Raw genomic sequence first — 21,753 nt, 5'->3', positions numbered from 1 at the left:
GTGACGACGACGCGGAGCCGTGGCAGCCGGCGCCTGGAGATCCTCGGCGCGGCCGCGAACCTGTTCGCCGCGCGCGGCTTCCACGGCGTCTCGATCGAGGACATCGGCGGCGCGGTCGGCGTCTCGGGCCCGGCGCTCTACCGCCACTTCAGCGGCAAGGAGGCGCTGCTCGCCGAGATGCTCCTGGGCATCAGCTCGCGGCTGCGCGAGTCGGCCGCAGCGGCGGTCACCTCGCCCGGCGGGCCGGAGGAGACCCTCAACGCGCTGCTGAACGTGCAGATCACCTTCGCACTCGAACAGCCCGCACTGATCACCGTGCACGACAGGGAACTGGGCAACGTGCCCGAGCCGGAGCGGCGGCAGATCAGGCGGCTGCAGCGGCTGTACGTCGAGGAATGGGTGACCGTGCTGGCCGAGCTGCACCCGTCGTGCCCGCCCCCGCGGCTGCGGGCCGCCACGCACGCCGTCTTCGGGCTGCTCAACTCCACCCCGCACAGCGCCGGCGAACTGCCCGCGCAGGCCATGCGCCCCCTCCTGCACGCGATGGCCAGGGCGGCCATCGCGGCCTCGGTTAACGCTCACTAACAGAGTGCCACAACCGCAAAACATGGGCTTTTCATGCCAACTATCTAGATATATCGTCAAGGTATCTCGATAGTTGGAGGCATCATGCGTGATCCCCACCTGTGGGATGACATCCCGCAAGCGGCTCCAGAACCCCCACACCCCCACTTCCCGCCGGATCCACCGTTCCCGCCCGGCGCACCACCACCGCCCGGGATGGGCCTCAGAATGCCGCCCATCCCGGGCGGCGGGCCGGGGATGGGCGGCCTGCCCGGCGCGCCGCCGATGGGCTGGGAGGGCGGTGCTCCGCGCGTACGGCGGGGCGACGTCAGGGCCGCGCTGCTGAGCCTGCTCAGCGAAGGGCCGAAGAACGGCTACCAGATGATCCAGGACATCGAGGAGCGCAGCCGCGGAGTGTGGCGGCCCAGCCCCGGCTCGGTCTATCCGTCCCTCCAGCAACTGGAGGACGAGGCCTTGGTCGCCAGCGACGAGAGCGGCGGCTCCCGGATCTACAGCCTGACCGAGCAGGGCCGCGAGCAGGCCGAACGGCACCTCGACGGCGAGCCGCCCTGGGACGAGGTGGCGCGCTCGGTGCCCGAGGACCGGCACGAGCTGCGGCTGCTGTGGGCCCAGCTCAACGAGGCGTTCAGCCACCTGGCGCGGACGGCCAACGACCAACAGGTCTCCCAGGCCAAGAAGCTGCTCAGGCAGACACGTAAGTCCGTTTTCCAGATCCTCGCGGAGGACTGACGATGACAGCGGCGGCGGTGGCCGTACACGGCCTGAAGAAGAACTACGGCAAGGTCGAGGCCGTCAAGGGCGTCGACTTAGAGGTGGCACCCGGCGAGGTCTTCGGCTTCCTCGGCCCGAACGGCGCGGGGAAGACCACCACGATCAGCATGCTCTGCACGCTCGTCAACCCGACCGGCGGCAGCGCCACGGTCGCCGGGTACGACGTGGTGCGGGAGCGCGACGAGGTGCGCAGGAACATCGGGCTGGTCTTCCAGGACCCGACGCTCGACGGCTACCTGAGCGCCGAGCAGAACCTGCGCTTCCACGCCGAGCTGTACGGCGTGCCGAAGAGCATCGTCGGCGACCGGATCAAGCAGGTCATGGAGATGGTCGCACTCTGGGACCGCAAGGACGCCAAGGTCATGACGTTCTCCGGCGGCATGAAGCGGCGGCTGGAGATCGCCCGCGGGCTCCTGCACTCGCCCCGGGTGCTGTTCCTGGACGAGCCCACGGTCGGCCTCGACCCGCAGACCCGCTCGGCCATCTGGGGCTACATCAACCAGCTGCGGCACCTGGAGGACATCACCATCTTCATGACCACCCACTACATGGACGAGGCCGAGTACTGCGACCGGATCGCGATCATCGACCACGGCGAGCTCGTCGTCATCGACTCGCCGGAGGCGCTCAAGGCCAGCATCGGCAAGGACCGGGTGCAGATCCAGACGGGCGACGACGAGGCCGCGATCAAGGCGCTCCGCGAGAAGTTCGACCTGGACGCGGCCGTGCGCGAGGGCGCGGTGACGTTCGCCGTCGCGTCGGGCGAGGAGTTCGTGCCCCGGCTGTTCGCCGAGCTCGGCATGCCGATCAGGTCGGTGAGCGTCTCACGGCCCTCACTCGACGACGTGTTCATGAACTACACCGGTTCCACGATCCGCGACGCCGAGGAAGGCGCCGAGTCGGGCGGCAGGGCGTGGATGAGAGCGATGGCGAGGCGATAGTCATGGCGACAGAGGCGATCAGCGTCCGGGTGCCGGTGCACAGCACCGGGCACGACCTCCGGGCGATCAAGGTGGTCCTGCACCGGGAGCTGCTGCGGTTCGTCAACGACCGCACCCGCATGCTGTCGATGCTGCTGCAGCCGGTGCTGTGGCTGTTCGTGATGGGCACCGGGCTGGGCTCGCTGGTGCGCGGCACCATCCCGGGCATCGACTACCGCACCTTCATGTATCCCGGCATGATCTCGATGACCGTGATCATGACCGGTATGTTCTCGGCCGGGTCCATCGTGTGGGACCGCGAGTTCGGCTTCCTGCGCGAAATGCTCGTCGCCCCGGTCTCACGCGGGGCGATCGTGGTCGGCAAGTGCCTGGGCGGGGCCCTCGTGGCCACCGGGCAGGGCGTCGTCATCCTGGCGATGGCCGGGTTGGTCGGCGTACCGTACTCACCGGCTCTGATCGTCACGCTGCTGGCGGAGATGTTCCTCGCGGCGTTCACGATCACGGCGTTCGGGGTGATGCTGGCGGCGCGGATGCGCAACATGCAGACCTTCTTCGGGCTGATGCAGATGGCGATCATGCCGATGATGTTCCTGTCGGGGGCGATGTTCCCGCTGGCGAACCTGCCGTCGTGGCTGCACCTGCTGACGGTGGTCAACCCGATGACGTACGCGGTGGATCCGATGCGGCAGGCGGTGTTCTCCCATCTCGACGTTCCGGCGCAGGTGAACGCGGTGCTCAACCCGGGGGTTCGGTGGTTCGACTTCCAGGTGCCGGTGGGGCTGGAGCTGGGGGTGGTGGCTCTTCTGGGGGCGGTTCTGCTGGGGGTGGGGATCGCGCAGTTCAGGCGGGCGGAGTAGCTCGCACAGGTTTTCGTATCTGACTGCGACGGACTCGTTACGGAGGGTAGCTTTCCCGATGGGTTCTCAACCCATCCCCCTTCCCCAAAGGAGAACCAGCCTTGGATTTGCACTTGGCAGTCATCGACCTGCAAGAGAAGGTCTCTGCCCTCCAGACCGATACGGTGAGTGGCGTGCCTGGTACCTCGATCGAACAACGGTTCACTAGCCTGCACGACCGCGTGGACATCGTCGGGAAGAACGTCCTCGACAGGATCGACAAGCGGACAAAAGATCTCGACAAGAAGATCGAGACACGAGCGGATCAACTCGAAAAGAGGATCGACGCACGAACCGACTTTCTCTACGAGAAGGTCTTCATGCTCAGCAAGGACACGGAGAATGGCTTCGACCGGGTAAATCGGGATATAGCCAGCGTCGACCTGCGCATCGGCAAGGTCGAGGCAAGGATCGACAAGGTCGACAAGGACATAGCCGAGCTCAAGGCCGGGTTCGGTGAGCTCAAGTTGATGCTCATCAGCATCGGTGCGAAGTCTCCCGAGCCCGAGTCGTAGCACCGACGCTTGAGGCCCGGAGCGTGCAGCCCCGGGCCTCAATCGTGCCGTTCCGGCCTGGTTACCGCGTCACGCGGACATAGTCCCTACGGCTGCTGTCGCCGTAGAAATCGTCATCCCCGCCGAACACGAACTTCCACGAGCCCGACTTCCACGCCTTGACCCTGGCATACAGCTTGCCGCTGTCACCGGATGACGTGGTCTTCACGTACTGCCACTTGTGCGCGCCGACCGGCTTGAAGTACAGCGCGACCTTGCCCGCGTACCCCTCCCAGGATCCGCTGTCGTCGATCTGCAGCTTGCCCCTGAACTTCAGGTACTTACCGCGCTTGACCGGCTCCGGGTAGGCGTTGAACTTGATCACGCGGCTGACCGACTTCTCCGCCGTCGGCGGCGGGGTGGGCTCGACGACCGTGACCTGGTCGGCGTCGCTGACCGAGCCCCTGACGCCCTCGGTGCCGGCGAACGCGGCCCGCCACCAGCCCGACGACTCAGCGGTCGCACTGGCCCAGAAGCGGCCGTCGCGGTTCGTCACGTCGCTGGTGACGTACTCCCACCGGCGCGACCCATCGGCCCTGAAGAAGATCGAGACCCGCTGGCCGGGCAGCGCGCGCCAGCCTTCGGCCTGCAGGGTGCCGGTGAAGTTCAGCCGGGCGCCCTTGTCGACGGGCTCGGGTGAGGCGTCGAAGCCGGCGATCCTGCTGTCGCGATCGTGCCTGACCCGGACGTCGACCCGGTCGCTGTCGCTGACCGACGCCCTGGCTTCCTTGTTCCCGCCGAACTCGGCCCGCCAGTAGCCGGTGGCCCTGGCCCGTACCTTGGTGGCGAACCAGCCGTCGCGGCCGGTGGTGACCGTGGTGACACCGCGGTAGGCGTCGGCGCCCTTCTCACGGAAAGTGATCGCCACGGACTGCCCGGCGTATCCCTTGCCGTCGGCCAGGAGCCGGCCGGAGACCCTGATCAGGTCACCGCGGTCCACCTCGCCGGGGCTGGCGCCGAAGTCGACGATCTTGGTGACGAGGGCCTTCTGGATGTCGAAGGTGCCGCTGACGGACTTCTCGCCGTCACCGTGGGCGATGGCGAGGAAGCTCCACTTGCCGGCGTCCTTCGCCTCGAAGCTCTTCGTACCGGTCCACTTGGTCCGGAGGCCGAACGGGGCCGGCTTGAGCTCGACGGGCGTGCCGACGCTCAGGCCGGGCGGCTTGAGCTGGAGTTCGGCCGTCTTGGCGTCCGCGGTGGTGAACGTGAACGTCACCGCGACCGGCTTGTCGAAGACCACGACCGGGGAGCCCGGGCTGAGGTCCACGTCGGAGATGGAGGGGGCCTTGGCCGCGGCCGACGCCGACGGTGCCAGGGCGAGAACCCCGGCGGCCGTCGCGAGCGCGACGGCGGCGACACGGATGCGTTGTAACATGCGGGTTCCTTTCTGGATCCCTGTGTTCAACGCGGCATTGAGGGTGCCACGCATATCGTTCCCAGTAAACATTCAGGTTGGCCACAAAGTCGCTCAATCTGACAATCTGTTATAGATCGGGGTCAATCGGACCGGTCCACAACATGTCCCTCCCGACAGGCAGACGAACCCGGTATCGGGACGACATAATCGCCTTGTGGCGCGCGACACTGTTGAGACCCATTTCACCCAAGCGGTTACGACGCTGAGGACGGGCGCGGCCCGTGATCCCGGCCTGCCTGTACGCGAGGGCACGTCGCTGACCGGCGAGCAGTGCCGTACCCTCTTCCAGCGCCAGCTCGACAGCCGCCTGCTCGACATCGCGGCCCGCTGGCTGCGCGAGCAGAACGAGAGTTTCTACACGATCGGCTCGGCCGGCCACGAAGGCAACGCGGCGGTCGCCACGGCGCTGCGGGCGGACGACCCCGCGCTGCTGCACTACCGCTCCGGCGCCTTCTACCTGACCAGGTCCGAGCAGGCCGGGCGGCTGCCCGAGCAAGGCATCCGCGACGTGCTCATGGGGCTGACCGCCTCGGCGGAGGAGCCGATCGCGGGCGGCCGGCACAAGGTGTTCGGCCATCCCGACCTGGCGATCATCCCGCAGACCTCGACGATCGCCAGCCACCTGCCACGCGCGGTGGGCGTCGCCTTCGCGATCGAGCGGGCCCGCGCGCTGGACGTCCCCTCGCCGTGGCCGCGTGACGCGATCACCGTGTGCAGCTTCGGCGACGCGTCCGTCAACCACGCCACGGCGCTGACGGGGTTCAACACCGCCGCCTATGCCACGCATCAGGGGCAGGCGCTGCCGATCCTGTTCGTGTGCGAGGACAACGGCATCGGCATCAGCGTCCGCACGCCCAAGGGCTGGGTGGCGGCGAGCGCGCGGCGTCCCGGCATCGAATACTTCGCCGCCGACGGCTGTGACCTGGCCGACGCCTACGACGCGGCCACGCGGGCGGTCCAGCACGTACGGGCCAACCGCTCCCCCGCGTTCCTGCACCTCAGCACGGTCCGGCTTATGGGCCACGCCGGGTCGGACGTCGAGTCCGCGTACCGCACCCAGCGGGAGATCCGCGCCGACATGGAGCGCGACCCGCTCCTCACCACCGCCCGGCTGCTGGTCGAGGCGGGGCTGATGACGCCCGAGGAGCTGCTCACGCACTACGAGTCGTCCCGCGAGCACGTGCTGCGGATCGCCCTGGAGACCAGCCGCGGCCCGCGCCTCGGCTCGGCCAAGGAGATCATGGAGCCGCTCGCACCGCGCCGCGCCGAGATGATCGCCAGGATCAGCCCGGTGGCGGCCGAGGCCTCGGTCAGGGAACGCGCGTTCGCCGGCTCGCTGCCCGAGGCCGAGAAGCCACTGACGCTCTCCCAGGCCATCAACCGCACGCTGACCGACGCGCTGGCCGTCCACCCGGAGATGATGGTCTTCGGCGAGGACGTCGCCAAGAAGGGCGGCGTCTACGGCGTCACCCGGGGGCTGCAGAAGCGGTTCGGCGCCGGGCGGGTGTTCGACACGCACCTCGACGAGCAGTCCATCCTGGGGCTCGCGCTCGGGTCGGGGGTGTCGAAGCTGCTGCCCGTCCCCGAGATCCAGTATCTGGCGTACCTGCACAACGCGCTCGACCAGCTCAGGGGCGAGGCGTCCACGCTGTCGTTCTTCTCGCGGGGCGCCTACCTCAACCCGATGGTGGTGCGGGTGGCGGGTTACGCGTACCAGAAGGGGTTCGGCGGCCACTTCCACAACGACAACGCGGTCGGCGCGCTGCGCGACATCCCCGGCCTGGTCATCGCCTCGCCGTCGCGTCCCGACGACGCGGCGGCCATGCTGCGCACCTGCCTCGCGGCCGCGCGCACGGAGGGGTCCGTGTGCGTGTTCCTGGAGCCGATCGCGCTCTATCACACGCGCGACCTGTTCGAGGAGGGTGACGGCGGCTGGCTGGCGTCGTACGCGCCGCCGTCGCGCTGGCCCGAGACGCACGTCCCGATCGGGCGGGCGCGATCCTATGGGGACGGGCGCGATCTCACGATCGTCACGTTCGGCAACGGGCTGCGGATGAGCCTGCGGGCCGCCGTCCGTCTCACGCAGGAGGGCTTCGGCTGCCGGGTGCTGGACCTGCGGTGGCTGGCGCCGCTGCCGGTGGAGGACCTGGTACGGGCGGCTGAGCTGACGGGCAAGGTACTGATCGCCGACGAGACCCGGCACACGGGCGGGGTGTCCGAGGGGATCGTGGCCGAGCTGATGGACGCGGGATTCTCCGGGCAGGTGGCGCGGGTGACGTCGGCGGACAGCTTCATTCCGCTGGGAGACGCGGCCGGCCATGTGCTGATGTCCGAGGAGGAGATCGAACAGGCGGCGCGGAAGCTCCTAGGATGATTTTTCGTGCGGCTGCGCGGTGAGCCTGCTTTTTTCGGTCTTTTGTACGGCTAAGCACGGTGAGCCCCAAGCGCCGACCGGGGCTGGGGGCTGTCCAGGGGCACGCTCCTCTGGTGGAGGTGGCTTGGCGCCGTGACGTGCGCATGATTGGCCGTGTTCTTCGGCATTGAGCTGGGCGGCGTTGACAGGCGCCGGGTTCCGCCGTACCCGCTCTCGCCGACGCGGCGCTCGGATGGGCTCGCGGACTTCTGGAGCCCAGCCCCCGGACTCCGCCGCTCACGGACATCTCGGCTCACGGACTCCCCGAACCCCCTGCCTCCCGGTCCCCGCACCTCCTGCCTCCCGGACCTGCGGCTCCTCAGATCCCGGCCCCCGGTCTCTCGGACGCCCGGTCTCTCGGACGGCTGGGCGCTCGGGCGGCTGGGCGCTCCCCCGGGCCCCGGCTAGTACGGCGAAGGGCCGCCGAACATTTCCGCTACCCGGGAAGCCAGTGCCACGTCGCCCGTTATCTCCAGGCGGCCGGACACCAGCAGGGCGGCCGGGTTGGCCGTGCCCGCGAGGATGCGGAGGAGGTCTGCGGCCGGGAGGGTGAGCGTGAGGGACGGGGCGCGGGCCGGGCCCGGGAAGGCGCGGGCTCGGGGGCCTCGGATGGCGATGGTCCAGGTGGAGCGGGGTTGCAGGCGGAATTCGAGGGTGCCGTGGAAGCCGAACGCCTTGTCCGGCTGGAAGGAGCGGGCCATGAGGGTGAACAGGAGGCGCTGCCGGCCAGGGGTGAGCCAGCGGGCCAGGTTCTCGTCCGAGCGGCCCGCGACCAAGCGGGACAGGAGGTGCCGGGCCGTCAGGCGGGCTCGTTTGCGGGCCGTGGCGAGGAGGTCCGCCGGGGTGGGGGCCGGGCGGTGGGTGAGGCGGGACAGTTCCGCGTCCTCGTCGATCACGTACGGCTGGGACAGTGTCCTGGCCGGGGAGCGTCTGGAGAGGGCGGCTTCAATGGCGGGGGCGAGGCGCGAGAACTTGTCACGCTCGCGGTCTTCGCGGCCTTCGGTGAATGCGGGAAGGACCTTTTTCCCGAACAATTCCAGACTTTCGCAAATATGGTCGTGACGGTTCGGCCCGGCCTGGAGTACGAAGATCATTTGATCGACGCCGGCCGCCTCGTACCGGGCAATGAGGTCGATGAGTTGCTGCGGACTACCCAATGCGCCCGCGAGCGGATCCGTCCCTTGCGGCCCCACCTTAGGGCCATCTTTCGTGAAATTTCCCCAAATGCTGCTGTGGCCGGGAGTGTGTTTCGACGGCCCGTAATAGTGCGCCAGAGCGTAGGCGAAGAACCCGGCCCCGAGAGCGCCCCGGCGCCGGGCCTCGGCGGGATCCTCGTGGCACATCATCGGCAACACGATCGCCAGGTTGGCGTTGACCGCGAACCCCGCCGGCACACACTCCTCCGACTCCAGCAACCGGTAGTAGTCCCGCGACCACTTCTCCGCGTCCTCCGGATGCACGAACGCGAACGACAGCGCCCCGATCCCGTTCCGCGCCGCCAGGTGGATCGTCTCCCGCCGCGAACAGGCCACCCACAGCGGCGGGTGCGGCTTCTGCACAGTCTTCGGGATCACGTTGCGCGGCGGCATCCGCAGGTACGGCGAATGCCACCCGGCGAACGGCTCCTCGACGAACATCCGGGTGATCGCGTCGAGCGAGTCCTGCCACATGGCCCGCTTGCGCTCCCGGTCCACGCCGAACCCGCCCAGCTCGGCCGCCGAACTCGCCTCCCCGGTGCCGAAGTCGACCCGGCCACCTGAGACGAGGTCGAGCGTGGCGACCCGCTCGGCGACCCTGGCAGGGTGGTTGACCGGCGGCGGCACCTGCACGATGCCGTGACCGAGCCGGATGTTCCTGGTGCGCTGCGAGGCGGCGGCGAGGAACACCTCGGGCGCCGCTGAGTGCGAGTACTCCTCCAGGAAGTGGTGCTCGACCTCCCACACGTAGTCGAACCCCACCCGGTCGGCGATCTCGACCTGCTCCAGCGCGTCGGCGTACAGGCGCTGCTCGCTGTCCGGCTCCCAGGGGCGGGGCAGCTGATGCTCGTAGAAGATTCCGAACCGCACCTCAAGCCTCCGGTCTACCTGGCCTTATAAATGACCGTCTCCCGAACTGGACGTAACGTCAACAGCGCCCCAAATCAGTTGTCTGGGCACCCGCCGGGACCTAATTTGTAGTGATCATCGTTCTGCGGAGAGGACCCTTACGTGCTGGATTCCGCCGTACACGCTTATCTCAGGTCGGTGGCGGGGGCTCGGGCGCATCGGGCCGGGCCGTTCGTGATCCGGTTCGATGAGCATGACGACGCGCTCCCGTTCAACTACGCCGTACCCGACGACCACAGCGCCCCCACGGCGGACGAGGTCGCCGCGCTGGTCGCGGTGTTCCGTGAGCGGGCGCGGACACCACGGTTGGAGTACCTGCCGCAGGCGGCGCCGAAGGTGGAGGACGCGCTGCTCGTGGCCGGGTTCACCGAGGAAGGCCGCTACCCGGTCCTGGTGTGCTCGCCGGACGAGGCGGTGGACGCGCCCGTCGACTCAGCCGTCCGGGTCGTGCTCGTGACGGATGAAGCCGGCCTCTGGCGCGTCGCGCGGGTGATGAACGAGACGTTCGAGGCGCCGGAGGCCAACGAGCACGACGTCGCGCGGCTTCGGCGGGTCCTGAACGGCGGTGGGCTCGTGGCCGCCGCCGTGGACACCATCACCGGCGAGGTGCTCGGCGCCGGGCAGATCGGCAGCCCGCATCAGGGGGTCGCCGAGGTCGCGGGTATCGCGGTGCGTGCCTCACACCGGCGGCGGGGCATCGCGGGAGCGGTCACGGCGCTGCTGACCCGCGCGGGCGCGGACGCCGGGATCACGATGCCGTTCCTCACCCCCGCCGACGACGGCGCCGCGCGGGTCTACGCCCGCGTCGGCTACCGGAAGGTGGGCGAGGCGCTGCACATCTCGCTCCGCTAGAACACCAGCCCACCGGCACATCTCGCTTCAGGTTTCGCGGCGGAGTGGGCTGAGCCAGATCGGGATCCAGCTGAGCGCCATGATCGACGCGCCCGCCCACATGGCGGCCCCGGAGCCCCAGATCTCGCCGAGGAGCCCCGCCAGCAGGCCGCCGACGCCGACCGCGCCCATCAGGATCAGGCGCATGGTGGCGTTCATCCGGCCGAGCATCGGGTCGGGCGTGACCTGCTGCCTGAAGCTGACGAGCAGCACGTTGTTCATCCCTGTCCGGAAGCACAGGAGGCTCCACGCGGCCGCCGAGATCCAGACGCTCCAGCCGACCAACGGCACCAGGAACGCGAACGGCGCGGTAGCCAGGCCGACGACGCACACGCCACGCCCGCGACCGAGCCGACGACCGATCAGGTGCGCCGTCGAGGAACCGGCCAGCGTGCCCAGCCCACCGACGGCGAGGTAGGCCCCGAGCACCCAGGCGGGCTGCCCGAGGTCATTCACGAGGAGCACGGGCAGCAGCGTCGAGCAGAGCGGGAACCCGAGGTTCGACAGACCGCCCTGTACCGCGACGGCGACGAGGATCCGGTTGCCGAACAGGTACCGGACCCCCTCGCCGATCTGCCGTCCGAGCCGCTCGCCGGGGACGGGGGCCGGTGGAGGTTCGGGTGTGCTGATCCGCCGCAGCCACAGGGCCGACCACAGGTAGGTGAGCGCGTCGAGCAGGATCGCCACCGGCGCGCCCGCGAAGGTCACCAGCACTCCGGCGGCGCTTCTGCCGCTCACGTCCATCGCCGCGTTCGTGCCCACGAGCACCGAGTTGGCGGCGGTGAGCCGGTCGCGGCCGACCAGGTACGGGACCGTGCTCTGGGAGGCGACGTCGAAGAAGAGCGTGCCGACTCCCGACGCGATCGCGACGCCGTACAACTGGGCCATGGTGAGCGCGCCCAGCCACCATGCGACCGGCACCGACACCAGGAGCACAGCGCGGACGAGGTCCGTCGCGATCATCACGGGGCGACGCCTGACCCGGTCCACCCAGGCCCCGGCGGGCAGGCCCAGCACGAGCACGGTGATCGTGGTGAGCGCGCTGAGCAGGCCCACTTCGCCGGGTCCCGCGTTGAGGGCGGTCACCGCGAGCAGGGGCATCGCCACGTAGCCGACCTGGGTGCCGAACTGGCTGACCGCCGACGCCAAGTAGAGGTTTCTGAAGGAGGGTTCACGCAGGAGCGGGGTCTCGGCAACAGCTGTCATGCCCCTAGATGATGCGATAGTGGATCTGGCGGCCATTGATTAAGCAGAGGGTTAATGGAATGAGCCTTGAACTGACATTCACCGCGCAGGATGCAGCTAATGTCCGCTTCGCCGTTTCTCCTCTGTGGGAGGTCGTCGCCAGCGTCCGAGTGGTGAAGAACCCGGCCGCGCATGCCGCACTCAAACCCTGGGTGGAGCGGGTACGACGGCCGCTCGCCGATGTCGACTGGCGGTTGCTGTCCGACCTGGTGCCCGTGCCGACGACCTCGATCGTCTGCTTCGTCTGCCCGCCGCCCTCGACCTCCGTGCCCGATCTGGAGGTGGAGCTTGCCACGATGGCGGCGATGGCGCCCCGGGTCCAGGAGGATCTCGATGTCTGGGACGGTCCGCGCACCAGAGCGCTCCAGGCGCTGCATGACGACCCCGTGGGCGGCCTCGAGCGGCTGGCCGGGGAGATCCGCGGCTACTGGGAAGCGGCCATCGCGCCGTTCTGGCCCCGGATCGGCACCCTGCTCGAAGGCGACGTGCTCTACCGGGCCAGGTCACTGGCCGAGGGTGGGCTGCGGCGCATGCTCAGCGACCTCGACGCGGCCGTGACCTGGGAGGGAGAGACGCTCCGCCTGCCGAAGACGGTCTGCGAAGGAGTGCGCCCGCTGCGCGGGCTGGGGCTGTTGCTCGTGCCGTCGGTGTTCACCTGGCCGCGGGTCTTCTCCGTCACGACCCCGCCCTGGCAGCCCACGATCCGCTACCCGCCGCGCGGCGTCGCGACGCTCTGGGAGCGCCGCGAGAGCGATCCGCCAGAAGCGCTGGCCGCCGTGCTCGGCCGGACCCGCGCCCGGCTGCTGGCCGAACTCGACCAGCCCGCCTCGACCAGGGAGCTGGCCACCCGCCTCGACCTGTCAGATCCAGGCGCGAACCAGCATCTCACCGCGCTCCGCAAAGCCGGACTGGCCAGTGCGCACCGTACGGGAAGATACGTGCTCTATGCCCGTACGGCCGTCGCCGAGGCGCTTCTTGCCGGAGACACGACGTCTGCCCGTGAAAGCGATCGGGCGGATCGGGGGATAAGAGGTATCCGCTGATCGTTCGAAGGGTGGCACATGACGGGGCAAGCATCGTGAAAGGGCGGCCGTGGTGACGGCGCTGCCCTGGATCTCCGGCCGCGCCGCCCGGGGGCCGGTCGACCGGGGCGAGGCCATTCCGGGGTCACTGGTCGACGCCGAGGTGTTCGGGGAGGTGTTCGACGCCTATTTCGGCGACATTCACGGCTATGTCGCCCAGCGGCTCGGCGTGGACCATGCCGAGGACGTCGTCTCCGACACCTTCCTGATCGCGTTCAGGAAGCGCGCGCAGTACGACCCGGCGCGCGCGACCGTGCGGTCCTGGCTGTTCGGCATCGCGACCAAGCTCATCGGCAAGCATCGCCGCCTGGAGGCGCGGACGCTGCGCGCGCTGGGACGGTACGGTCCCGACGGCGACGCGCCTGGTCACGAGGACCGGGTGTCCGCGCGGGTCAGCGCCCAGAGCCTGCAGCCGAGTCTGGCGTCCGCGCTGGCGGGGCTGGAGCAGCGGGATCGCGACGTCATCCTGCTCGTCGCGCTGGCCGGGCTGAGCCATGAGGAGATCGCCACGGCGCTCGGCATCCCGTACGGCACGGTCGGCTCCCGGCTGAGCCGGGCCAGGAAGAAGCTGCGTGGCTCCCTGGGCGGCGCCAATCCGATGCTCGTCCTCGAGGAGGCCGACCATGGATGAGCTGTCGTCGATCCGCGAACTGTACGGCGAGCAGCCGGCCGACCCGGCGCTCAAGGCCAGGGTCCGCGAGCGGCTGGAGACCGAGTCGCGATCCTCCTCGCGTACCTCGTGGTTGTTCTCCTGGCGGGCGGCCGTGAGCGGTCTCGCGGCGGCGGCGGTCGCTGTGGCGGCCGTGGTGGCGCTCGCTTCGCCTCGTACGGCGGGCGAAACCGTCTCCGGACGGTCGATCCTGCTGGCCGCCGCGACCACGGCGGCGTCGGGCCCGGCGGGCAAGGGGACGTACTGGCACATCGAGAAGCTCCACGACGGCACGAAGGTCACCGACCTCTGGGCCACCCGCGACGGGAAGGCGTGGACGGGCGAGCGGATGGCGGGCCGGTCCGGGAAGGTCGTCGTGTTCTCGGGCAAGAGGGCGCCGTTCAGCATGGCCGGGAAGGATCTGACGTACGAGCAGATCCAGCGGCTGCCGACCGATCCGGCCGCGCTGAAGGAATGGGTGGTCGGGATGCTGCCCGCCGGGTCCGGCGACGGTGTCCTGGCGGATGCGGTCAGCGGGCTGCTGTGGAGCAAGCCGTCGCCGCCGGGCGTCCGGGCGGCGGCCTATCGGCTGCTCGGCGACCTGCCGAACGTCCACTACCTGGGGCGGAGCACGGACCAGCGGGGCCGGACCGGGGACGCCTTCGCGTTCGAGCTGGACGGCGACCCGGCTGTCGAGCGGACGCTGATCATCGACGTGGCCAGCTCGCAGGTGCTGTCCTGCATCGACAGCGCGGGGGTGTACGGCGGGGGTACGCAGCGCTCCGAGGTGGTGCTGGGTGCCGGTTGGACCGACAAGGGCCCGGCCGTATCCGAAACCGCGAGCACACGGCCGTAACCCCATAAGTCAGGGCACGTCCGTGCCCTGACCTCCTGGCCTCGGCGCTCCCACCTGCGGGGATCCACCCGCACCCCACCGACCACCGCGCACTCCCCCGCGCCACACACCGTCCCGCGCGGACCCCCGCGCCACGCACTGTGCCGCGCGTGGACCTCGCGCGCCTTCCATCGCACGTGAACCTCGCGCTTCGCCGACTGCGCCGCGCGTTGGGTTTCGCGCGCCCGAAATCAGGAGCCATCACATGTTCTGGCGTGCCCGTAAGGCGCTCGGCCCGGCGATCTGCCTGGCCGACCAGTTCCCCACGATCAAGGTGCCGGAGGTGATGGCCGGGCGGGTGACCTTCGTCAGCCTGCCCCCGGTGGACCTCGGCCAGGACATCGACTGGCGGCTGAACCCGCACGGCAACCGCTCCTGGGCCCTGAACCTGCACACCCTGCGCTGGATGGGCCGCCTGGTCGCCGAGTACGAGCGTTCGGGCGACCGGGCCTGCCTCGACCAGGCCGAAATCGTGGCCGACGACTGGATGCGCAAGAACCCGCGCGGCGGCGCCGACGTCAGCCCCTGGGCCTGGGCCGAGCACGCCGTGGCGCTGCGCGCCCCCGCGCTGGTGTGCCTCAGCGCCCACGTGGACAGCCCCCGCCTGCTGGACAGCCTCGCCGAGCACGGCGGGATCCTGTCCGACCCGGCGCTCTACCGTCAGGGCCACAACCACGGCCTCGACCAGGACATCGCGCTGCTGGTGGTGGGCTGCCGCCTGGGCCGGGACGGCTGGCGTGACCTGGCGATCCGCCGGATGCTCGCCTCGGCCGAGCTCGCCATCGACGAGCAGGGTGTGCTGCACGAGCAGGCACCGAGGTACGGGCTGTACGTGCACCGGCGGCTGGGGGTGGCCTTACGGGCGATCGAGGAGAGCGGGGCCGGGATCCCGGAACGGCTGGCAGGGCGCCGGAGCGCCCTCGAAGCGTACATTGCCCATGCCACGCAGCCCGACGGCTTCCTGGCACCTCTCGGGGACAGTCCGGCTGACACGCGGGCGGCCGGGTTCGCGCACGACGGGGTGGCGGTGCGGGTCTTCGACGGCGGGTACGTCTTCGGCAGGACCGCGTGGGGCGACCCGGAGTCGGCGTTCTACTCGATCAGGTTCGGGCCGGGGCGGCGGCTGCACGGGCATGAGGACCACCTCGGCGTCACCTATCACGCGCAGGGTCGTCCGGTGCTGGTCGAGGCCGGTTTCCACTCATACGAGAAGACGGACTACGTGGCGTGGACCAGCTCGCCCGACGCGCACAACGTACCCGCCGTGGTTGGCGCCGGCTTCCGAGCGGGTACGGCGACGCGCCTGGACGCCGCTGACATCGGCGCGTCGCGGCAGTCGTTCCGGCTCAGCGACGACGCCTATGGCGTGCGCCGTACGCGCGAGGTCCTGGTCAGCCATGGATCAGACCTGATGGCGGTGCTGGACTCGGTTCCGGAGGGGTACGCGGTGCGCGGTTTGTGGCACTTCGACCCGTCGCTCCGGCTGGTCGATCAACGTGACGGCGTCGTGGTGCTGGGTGACGATGCCCGCCGCGTGACGCTCCTGCAGCTCACGACCGGCGGCAGGCCGGTGGGCGGTCAGACGGTACAGCGAGGCACGGTCTCACCGGGCTACCTCCGGACGGCGGAGACCGTGACGGTGTCGTCGCCGGAGGCTTCCCGGCTGCTCACCGTGATCGTGCCGGGCGGCGCGGACCCGGCGGTCTCGGCGGAGGGCGACCTGATCACGGTGCGTACGCCCGGCGGACCGGTCACGTTCAGGGGGTCACGACTGCAGTGATCCGGTCGGCGGCGCCGTAGACCTGGAGGAATGTGTCGACGGCGGCACGGGTCACCTCCCACAGCTCATCGTCGTCGATGGGGCGGGTGCCCATACGAGAGCGGGCCTCCAAGGGGCCGACGAGCAGGGCGAGTAGCTGCTCGGCTGCCCGCTCGGGGTCGGTGGCGCGCAGGCGGCCGGAGAGGGTGAGGCGGGCCAGCCGATCGGCCAGCGCCTGGGTGAGCCGGTGCGGACCGGACTCGAGGACGACGTCGAGGATGTCAGGGAAACGGGTGATCTCCGAGTAGAGGAGTCGTCGCAGCGCGCAGGAGTGCTCGTCGCAGTGGAGGCGCAGCAGTTCGTGGCCGACGCCCTCGATCGTGGCGCGCAGGTCGTCACCGGGCGCGGCGAGCGGCTCCAGCGCGGCCAGTCGCTGTTGGAGAGCGAGCTGCGCCGCCTCCTGGACGGCGTGCTTGAACAGGGTGGCTTTGTCGGTGAGGTGGTTGTAGACCGTCGGCTTGGCCACTCCCGCCTCGTCGGCGATCTCCTGGACGCAGGCCTGGGCGTAGCCCTGCCGGGCGAACACCGCGAACGCGCCCCGCAAGATCGCCTGCCGCTTGTCGATCCGCCCGTGCGATGTGGTCATGCGTGGACTATACCAGCGGGTTCAACAGCATGAACTGTCTAGTTGCGAATAAACGCGCTGGATAACTATGTTGAACCAATGAGTTCAAAATTATTGGCGAGGATCGCCGTGATCCTGCTCGGCGGGCTGCTGGGCATTCTCAACAGCACGATGGCGGCCGTGGCCACCGGCACGCTGGCCACCGCGTTCGGCACCTCGCTGAGCACCGTCGGCTGGGCCTCGACCGGCTTCCTGCTGGCCGTCACCGCCACCATCCCGTTCACCACCTGGGCGGTCGACCGGTTCGGCGGCAAACGGCTCTGGCTGGCGGGCCTGACGGTGTTCGTGGCGGGCTCGCTGGCCGCCGGGCTGGCCTGGAACGTCGGCAGCCTGATCGTCTTCCGCGCCGCCCAGGGGGTCGGCGCCGGGATCCTCGACCCACTGGTGCTGATCCTGCTGGCCCGCGCCGCGGGACCGCGCCACGCGGGACGGGTGATGGGGTTGATGGGAGTGGTGCTGTCGCTCGGGCCCGTCCTGGGGCCGGTCGCGGGCGGCGCGGTGCTCGACGCCCTGGGCTGGCGCTGGATGTTCCTGCTCAGCGTGCCCGTCGGCGTGCTCGCCTACCTGCTCGCGCGGCGCGTGGTGCCCGCCGACCAGTCGGCGGACCGGACACGGACCCGGCTCGACGTCCTGGGCCTGGCCCTGCTCGCGCCCGGTTTCGCGGCTCTGGTGCTCGCGTTGTCACAGTCGGCCGAGCAGGGCGGGCGCATCGTGCTGCCGCTGGTCTCAGGCGCGGCGCTGCTCGCCGGCTATGCCGTGCACGCGTTGCGGGCCCGCGACACGCCGGCCCTGATCGAACTCAGGCTGTTCGCCAGTCGCGGCTTCGTCGCCAGTGTCACCATCATGGGGCTCGGCGGCCTGGCCAACTTCGCGACGCTGTTCGCCCTGCCGCTGTACTACCAGCAGGCGCACGGGCACGACGTGCTCACCGCCGGACTGCTGATGGCTCCCGCGGGGCTGGGTGGGGCGATCGCCATGCCGCTGGCCGGACGGCTGTCGGACCGGTTCGGCGCCCGCGGCCTGGCGGTGGCGGGCGCGGTCGTCGCCGGGCTCAGCGCGCTGGCCTTCACCCGGATCGGCGCCGGCACCGCCGAGGTCTGGCCGGTGCTGGCCGCGTTGGCGATCGGGCTCGGCATGGGCTGCTTCAGCGCCCCGACCATGGGCTCGCTCTATCGCAGCCTGCCCGGCCCGCTGGTGGCGCAGGGCAGCTCCGTGCTCTACATGCTCAACCAGCTCGGCGCCGCGCTGGGCGTCGCCCTGGTCACGCTCGTCCTGCAGACCGCCGGTGACCCGATCACCGGCTTCCACGGCGTCTTCTGGTTCGCCCTCGCCATGATCGCGATCGTCCTGGCCGTCATCCCGCTCCTGCCCGGCCGTCCGTCGACCGCTCCTGAACCCGTTCTGACCGGAAAGGCCTCCCTTTGAAGACCTTGGTGATCACAGGTGGCACCGACGGGATGGGCAAAGAGCTCGCCCGCACCTACCTCCGCCGCGGCGACACCGTCGTCATCGTCGGCCGCGACAAGGACAAGGCCCTTCCCGGCGCCCGTCTCATCGCCGCCGACCTGAGCCTGGTCAGCGAGAACAGGCGGGTCATCGACGAGATCAACACCGCCTTCCCGGCCGTCGACGCGCTCGTGCTGTGCGCCAGGTACTTCCGCTCCACCCGGTTCGTCACCGCCGAGGGATTGGAGGCCACCTTCGCGCTGGAGTACCTGAGCCGCTACCTCCTCAGCCATGGCCTGACCGATCCCGGCGTCATCGTCAACGTGTCCGGCCCGGGCGTCCCCATGGGCCGCGTCCACTGGGACGACCTGATGCTGGAGCGCGGATATGACGGGGTGGCCGCCCAGATGCAGGCCGGGCGGGCCAATGACCTGCTCGGCACCGCCTTCGCCGCCGGGCGGCCGAGCGCCCTTACCCGATATGTCCTGATCAATCCCGGGCCCGTGTCCACCGCCTTCCGCGGCGAGTACGACGCCGCGACCGCCGCCCACGTCGAGTCGCTCAAGAGGTACGGCGCGCCGGTCGCCGAAGGCGTCAAACCCCTCATCGCCCGCGTCGACGACCCGCCTGCCGCCCCGCTCAGCGCCTTCATGCGGAACGAGCCGATCAGTCTGGACCACCCGTCGTTCTCGTCCGAGGCCGCCGCGCGGCTCGGCGACATCACCCGCCACCTGCTGCGCTCTCTGGAGGGCTGAACATATGACCACCTGGACGGCGGCCTTCAGGTCAGCCCCGGTCAGCGCGTACGAGTCGATGACGCTCATCCACCCCTCGCGTGCCTTCAACGACCAGACGCTGCGTCAGGTCGTGCGCGTCCGCGGGGCCGGTGATCGGCTGCGGATACGCCTCAGCAACCAGTACGGCAAGCAACCCCTCACCATCACCCGGACCAGCGTGGCCACGCACGACACCCGATCCTCGATCAGGGCGGGCACCGACACCGCGGTCACCTTCGAGGGGACAGGGCAGGTGACGATCGACGCCGGGGCCGAAGCCGTGAGCGATCCCGTCGACTTCGCCATAGCGGGCGAGAGCGACCTGGCGGTCAGCACCTATCACGCCTCAGCTGCCGGGCCGGCCACCTACCATCCCTTCGCCCTGCAGACCGGTTACGTGGTAGCGGGTGACGCCGTCTCCCGGACGCACCTGACGGGTGCCGAAGAGGTGGAATCCCGGTTTCACCTGGGCGGCATCGACATCGGGGCGCCCGAGGGCCGCCGGGTGGTCGCGGCCTTCGGCGACTCACTCACCGACGGAGTGGGCACCAGCCACGGTACCCACCATCGATATCCCGACCTGCTGGCCGGCAGACTCGCCGACACCTCCGTGATCAACCTCGGCATCGCCGGCAACAGGCTGCTCAGTGACGTCTTCGGCGAACGCGGCATCGCCCGGTTCGAGCGCGACGTGCTCGCCGCGCCGGGGATGACGCACGTCGTCGTGGAGCTGGGGCTCAACGACATCGGCCTGCCGGGCATGCTGGGTCTGCCCGCCGTACCGGCGGACGAGCTCATCGACGGGCTCGGCTCGCTCGCCCGGCAAGCCGCGCGAGCGGGGCTGACGGCGGTCGTCGCGACCCTGACGCCCTTCGGCGGAGCGGACGGTGTCAGCCCCGGATTCGACACCCCCGAGGGGGAACGGACCCGGCAGCGCGTCAACCAGTGGATCCGCGCCCACGTCGACGCCGTCGCGGACCTGGATCGCGCGCTGCGCGACCCGGCCGCGCCGGCTGTCCTGCGGTCCGACTACGACAGCGGCGATCACATCCATCCCAACGACGCGGGAGCCGAGGCCATGGCCGACATCGTCGCCAGAGCCGTACTTGAAAGCGAGGGCCTTCCTAGAGCCAGCGGCCGAGCGCGGGCGCCGCAGGGTCGGGGGCCGGGCCTCGGCCGGTGATCCAGGCGGCCAGCTCGGCGGCCGTCCCGCTCACCCGGTCCGCGTCCGGCGCGTCCGCCGGCTCGGTGGTCACTCGCCAGACCCGTTGCCTGTCGGTCGGTGCGAGCACCACGGCGGGGCCCTGCCCCCGCCGTGCCCACAGCTCGGTGACGTCCGTGAGCAGCGCGTCCACGAACCCGGGCGGGAAGTCCTCGAACCGCCCGCCCGTCCCCAGGTCCACCGCGTGGATCCACATCTCGCGGGCCCGCATCCAGGGGATCTCCGAGGCGGGCACCATGCGGCCCTGCGCGGTGCGTACCCGCGTCTCCCACTGCTGAGCCGACAGGTCCTCCAGCGCCGCCCGCAGCCGTGCGGCGCTCTCTTCGGCCAGGACGAGGAGTTCGGCGGGCGAGAGCCGCGCCCGCTCCTCGATCTCGGCCTCCCGCGCCTCCGCGCTCGCGTACATCGGCGTCTCCTCGCCGGTCCGTGCCCAATGGGCGAGCCGCCCGAGCGCCGACGCGTTGCAGGCGACGTGGGCCACCAGGTGCCGCCCGGTCCAGCCAGGGAGGCGGCTGGGCCGGTCGAGGTCGGCTCCGTCGAGGCGGGCGGCGAAGTACGCGGTGCCGGAGTCGAGCCAGGCCAGGTCAGCCATCGCGGCGCGCCACGTTGACCAGCTCGCCGACGCCCGCGATCCGGGTCACGACCTTGTCGCCGTCGGCGAGGTAGCGCGGCGGCTTGCGGGCGTGCCCCACCCCGCCCGGAGTGCCGGTCGCGATCACGTCGCCGGGGCGCAGGGTGAGGATCTCCGACAGGTACGCGATCAGCTCGGCCGGCGGGAACACCAGGTCGGCCGTGTCCGCCTCCTGCACCACCTCCCCGTTGATCTCGCACCGCATGGTCAGCGCGCCGTCGAGTTCGTCGGGCGTGACGAGGTAGGGGCCGAACGGGGTGGTGGACTCGAACGTCTTGCCCTGGAGCCACTGCAGCGTGCGGTTCTGGTAGTCGCGGGCCGTCACGTCGTTGAGCACCGAGTAGCCTGCGATGGCGGCCTGGGCCTGTTCGGGCGAGGCGTGCCGTACCTCCGTGCCGATGACGACGGCGAGCTCGGCCTCCCAGTCCACGGCCTCCGAGACGGCGGGGAGCACGATGTCGTCGTACGGGCCGATCAGGGCGTCGGCGAACTTGGCGAACAGCGTGGGATACGCGGGCAACTCGCGGCCCATCTCCAGGATGTGGTTGCGGTAGTTGAGCCCGACACAAATGATCTTTCCAGGACGCGGCACCACGGGGGCGAGGTCCGCGCCGGCGAGCGGGTGCCTCGGGCCGTCCGCGGCGGCGGCCAGCTCGGGCCAGCCGGGCTGGGCGAGCAGCGCCCCGACGTCGGGTGCCCCGATCTCCACGGCGTACTCGCCGTCGACACGGGCGGCGGTGGTGCCGCGGGGCAGTCGCAGGGTCGCGAGCTTCACGCGTTTTCCTCTCGG

General features: G+C 70.2%; 20 protein-coding genes. 14 read left to right on the top strand and 6 right to left on the bottom strand.

The features are described 5' to 3' along the window. From ACGFNP_RS28530 to ACGFNP_RS28510, 5 genes are all read left to right on the top strand, one after another. Window positions 1-585, top strand: a complete 585-nt coding sequence (locus ACGFNP_RS28530; protein ID WP_393324103.1) for a TetR/AcrR family transcriptional regulator — start codon at window positions 1-3, stop codon at window positions 583-585. 84 nt (window positions 586-669) lie between these two features. Continuing rightward, a complete protein-coding gene (locus ACGFNP_RS28525; RefSeq protein WP_393324100.1) occupies window positions 670-1,314 on the top strand; it encodes a PadR family transcriptional regulator in 645 nt (214 codons plus the stop codon). A gap of 2 nt (window positions 1,315-1,316) precedes the next feature. Continuing rightward, window positions 1,317-2,297, top strand: a complete 981-nt coding sequence (locus tag ACGFNP_RS28520; RefSeq protein ID WP_393324097.1) for an ATP-binding cassette domain-containing protein — start codon at window positions 1,317-1,319, stop codon at window positions 2,295-2,297. Between the two features lie 2 nt (window positions 2,298-2,299). After that, entirely contained in the window at window positions 2,300-3,154 is an 855-nt protein-coding gene (locus tag ACGFNP_RS28515) for an ABC transporter permease (protein WP_358313079.1), read from the top strand. Between the two features lie 113 nt (window positions 3,155-3,267). Next, on the top strand, window positions 3,268-3,708 hold the full coding sequence (locus ACGFNP_RS28510; RefSeq protein WP_358313081.1) for a hypothetical protein: 441 nt from the start codon (window positions 3,268-3,270) through the stop codon (window positions 3,706-3,708). Between the two features lie 61 nt (window positions 3,709-3,769). Here ACGFNP_RS28510 and ACGFNP_RS28505 read toward each other — a convergent pair whose 3' ends face one another. Further along, window positions 3,770-5,122: a hypothetical protein gene (locus ACGFNP_RS28505; protein WP_393324093.1), complete on the bottom strand. Its 1,353-nt coding sequence runs from the start codon at window positions 5,120-5,122 to the stop codon at window positions 3,770-3,772. 196 nt (window positions 5,123-5,318) lie between these two features. On the opposite strand from ACGFNP_RS28505, the gene ACGFNP_RS28500 reads away from it, so the two are divergent. Further along, window positions 5,319-7,538 (top strand): thiamine pyrophosphate-dependent enzyme, encoded by a 2,220-nt coding sequence (locus ACGFNP_RS28500; RefSeq protein WP_358313086.1) that lies wholly within the window; start codon window positions 5,319-5,321, stop codon window positions 7,536-7,538. A gap of 443 nt (window positions 7,539-7,981) precedes the next feature. On the opposite strand, the gene ACGFNP_RS28495 is transcribed toward ACGFNP_RS28500, so the two are convergent. Continuing rightward, window positions 7,982-9,643: an LLM class flavin-dependent oxidoreductase gene (locus ACGFNP_RS28495; RefSeq protein ID WP_393324089.1), complete on the bottom strand. Its 1,662-nt coding sequence runs from the start codon at window positions 9,641-9,643 to the stop codon at window positions 7,982-7,984. Window positions 9,644-9,784: 141 nt separating this feature from the next. Here ACGFNP_RS28495 and ACGFNP_RS28490 point away from each other — a divergent pair, with 141 nt between their 5' ends. Then, complete coding sequence (locus ACGFNP_RS28490) at window positions 9,785-10,534, top strand: GNAT family N-acetyltransferase (RefSeq protein ID WP_393324086.1); 750 nt, start codon at window positions 9,785-9,787, stop codon at window positions 10,532-10,534. A 27-nt stretch (window positions 10,535-10,561) separates the two neighbouring features. On the opposite strand, the gene ACGFNP_RS28485 is transcribed toward ACGFNP_RS28490, so the two are convergent. Further along, entirely contained in the window at window positions 10,562-11,779 is a 1,218-nt protein-coding gene (locus ACGFNP_RS28485; RefSeq protein WP_393324083.1) for an MFS transporter, read from the bottom strand. Window positions 11,780-11,931: 152 nt separating this feature from the next. Here ACGFNP_RS28485 and ACGFNP_RS28480 point away from each other — a divergent pair, with 152 nt between their 5' ends. The 4 genes from ACGFNP_RS28480 to ACGFNP_RS28465 all read left to right on the top strand — a co-directional run bounded on the left by ACGFNP_RS28480 (window position 11,932) and on the right by ACGFNP_RS28465 (window position 16,224). Continuing rightward, window positions 11,932-12,861, top strand: coding sequence for an ArsR/SmtB family transcription factor (locus ACGFNP_RS28480; protein WP_393324081.1), 930 nt, complete (start codon window positions 11,932-11,934; stop codon window positions 12,859-12,861). Between the two features lie 52 nt (window positions 12,862-12,913). Beyond that, complete coding sequence (locus ACGFNP_RS28475; protein ID WP_358313100.1) at window positions 12,914-13,531, top strand: RNA polymerase sigma factor; 618 nt, start codon at window positions 12,914-12,916, stop codon at window positions 13,529-13,531. Further along, window positions 13,524-14,405: a CU044_5270 family protein gene (locus ACGFNP_RS28470; protein ID WP_393324078.1), complete on the top strand. Its 882-nt coding sequence runs from the start codon at window positions 13,524-13,526 to the stop codon at window positions 14,403-14,405. Before ACGFNP_RS28475 ends, ACGFNP_RS28470 begins: the two co-directional genes overlap by 8 nt. A 244-nt stretch (window positions 14,406-14,649) precedes the next feature. Further along, window positions 14,650-16,224: a heparinase II/III family protein gene (locus tag ACGFNP_RS28465; RefSeq protein WP_393324075.1), complete on the top strand. Its 1,575-nt coding sequence runs from the start codon at window positions 14,650-14,652 to the stop codon at window positions 16,222-16,224. Here ACGFNP_RS28465 and ACGFNP_RS28460 read toward each other — a convergent pair. Next, window positions 16,202-16,849: a TetR/AcrR family transcriptional regulator gene (locus ACGFNP_RS28460; RefSeq protein ID WP_393324072.1), complete on the bottom strand. Its 648-nt coding sequence runs from the start codon at window positions 16,847-16,849 to the stop codon at window positions 16,202-16,204. The genes ACGFNP_RS28465 and ACGFNP_RS28460 overlap by 23 nt on opposite strands. A gap of 78 nt (window positions 16,850-16,927) precedes the next feature. On the opposite strand from ACGFNP_RS28460, the gene ACGFNP_RS28455 reads away from it, so the two are divergent. The 3 genes from ACGFNP_RS28455 to ACGFNP_RS28445 are packed head-to-tail and all read left to right on the top strand — an operon-like array spanning window position 16,928 to window position 20,293. After that, entirely contained in the window at window positions 16,928-18,313 is a 1,386-nt protein-coding gene (locus ACGFNP_RS28455; RefSeq protein WP_393324069.1) for a DHA2 family efflux MFS transporter permease subunit, read from the top strand. Between the two features lie 8 nt (window positions 18,314-18,321). After that, entirely contained in the window at window positions 18,322-19,089 is a 768-nt protein-coding gene (locus tag ACGFNP_RS28450; protein ID WP_393324067.1) for an SDR family NAD(P)-dependent oxidoreductase, read from the top strand. 4 nt (window positions 19,090-19,093) lie between these two features. Continuing rightward, window positions 19,094-20,293, top strand: a complete 1,200-nt coding sequence (locus tag ACGFNP_RS28445; protein WP_393324064.1) for a GDSL-type esterase/lipase family protein — start codon at window positions 19,094-19,096, stop codon at window positions 20,291-20,293. Here the strand turns inward: ACGFNP_RS28445 and ACGFNP_RS28440 are convergent. Both ACGFNP_RS28440 and ACGFNP_RS28435 read right to left on the bottom strand, forming a co-directional pair. Beyond that, complete coding sequence (locus tag ACGFNP_RS28440) at window positions 20,235-20,924, bottom strand: maleylpyruvate isomerase family mycothiol-dependent enzyme (RefSeq protein ID WP_393324061.1); 690 nt, start codon at window positions 20,922-20,924, stop codon at window positions 20,235-20,237. The genes ACGFNP_RS28445 and ACGFNP_RS28440 overlap by 59 nt on opposite strands. Then, a complete protein-coding gene (locus tag ACGFNP_RS28435; RefSeq protein ID WP_358313123.1) occupies window positions 20,917-21,738 on the bottom strand; it encodes a fumarylacetoacetate hydrolase family protein in 822 nt (273 codons plus the stop codon). The genes ACGFNP_RS28440 and ACGFNP_RS28435 overlap by 8 nt, the downstream gene beginning before the upstream one ends. Window positions 21,739-21,753: the final 15 nt, after the last annotated feature.

Origin of the sequence: Nonomuraea sp. NPDC049269, from assembly GCF_043197155.1 — a bacterium.
Lineage (GTDB): Bacteria > Actinomycetota > Actinomycetes > Streptosporangiales > Streptosporangiaceae > Nonomuraea.
The sequence above is the reverse complement of the archived record's forward strand: the minus strand, read 5'-3'. Positions and strand labels throughout refer to the sequence as shown.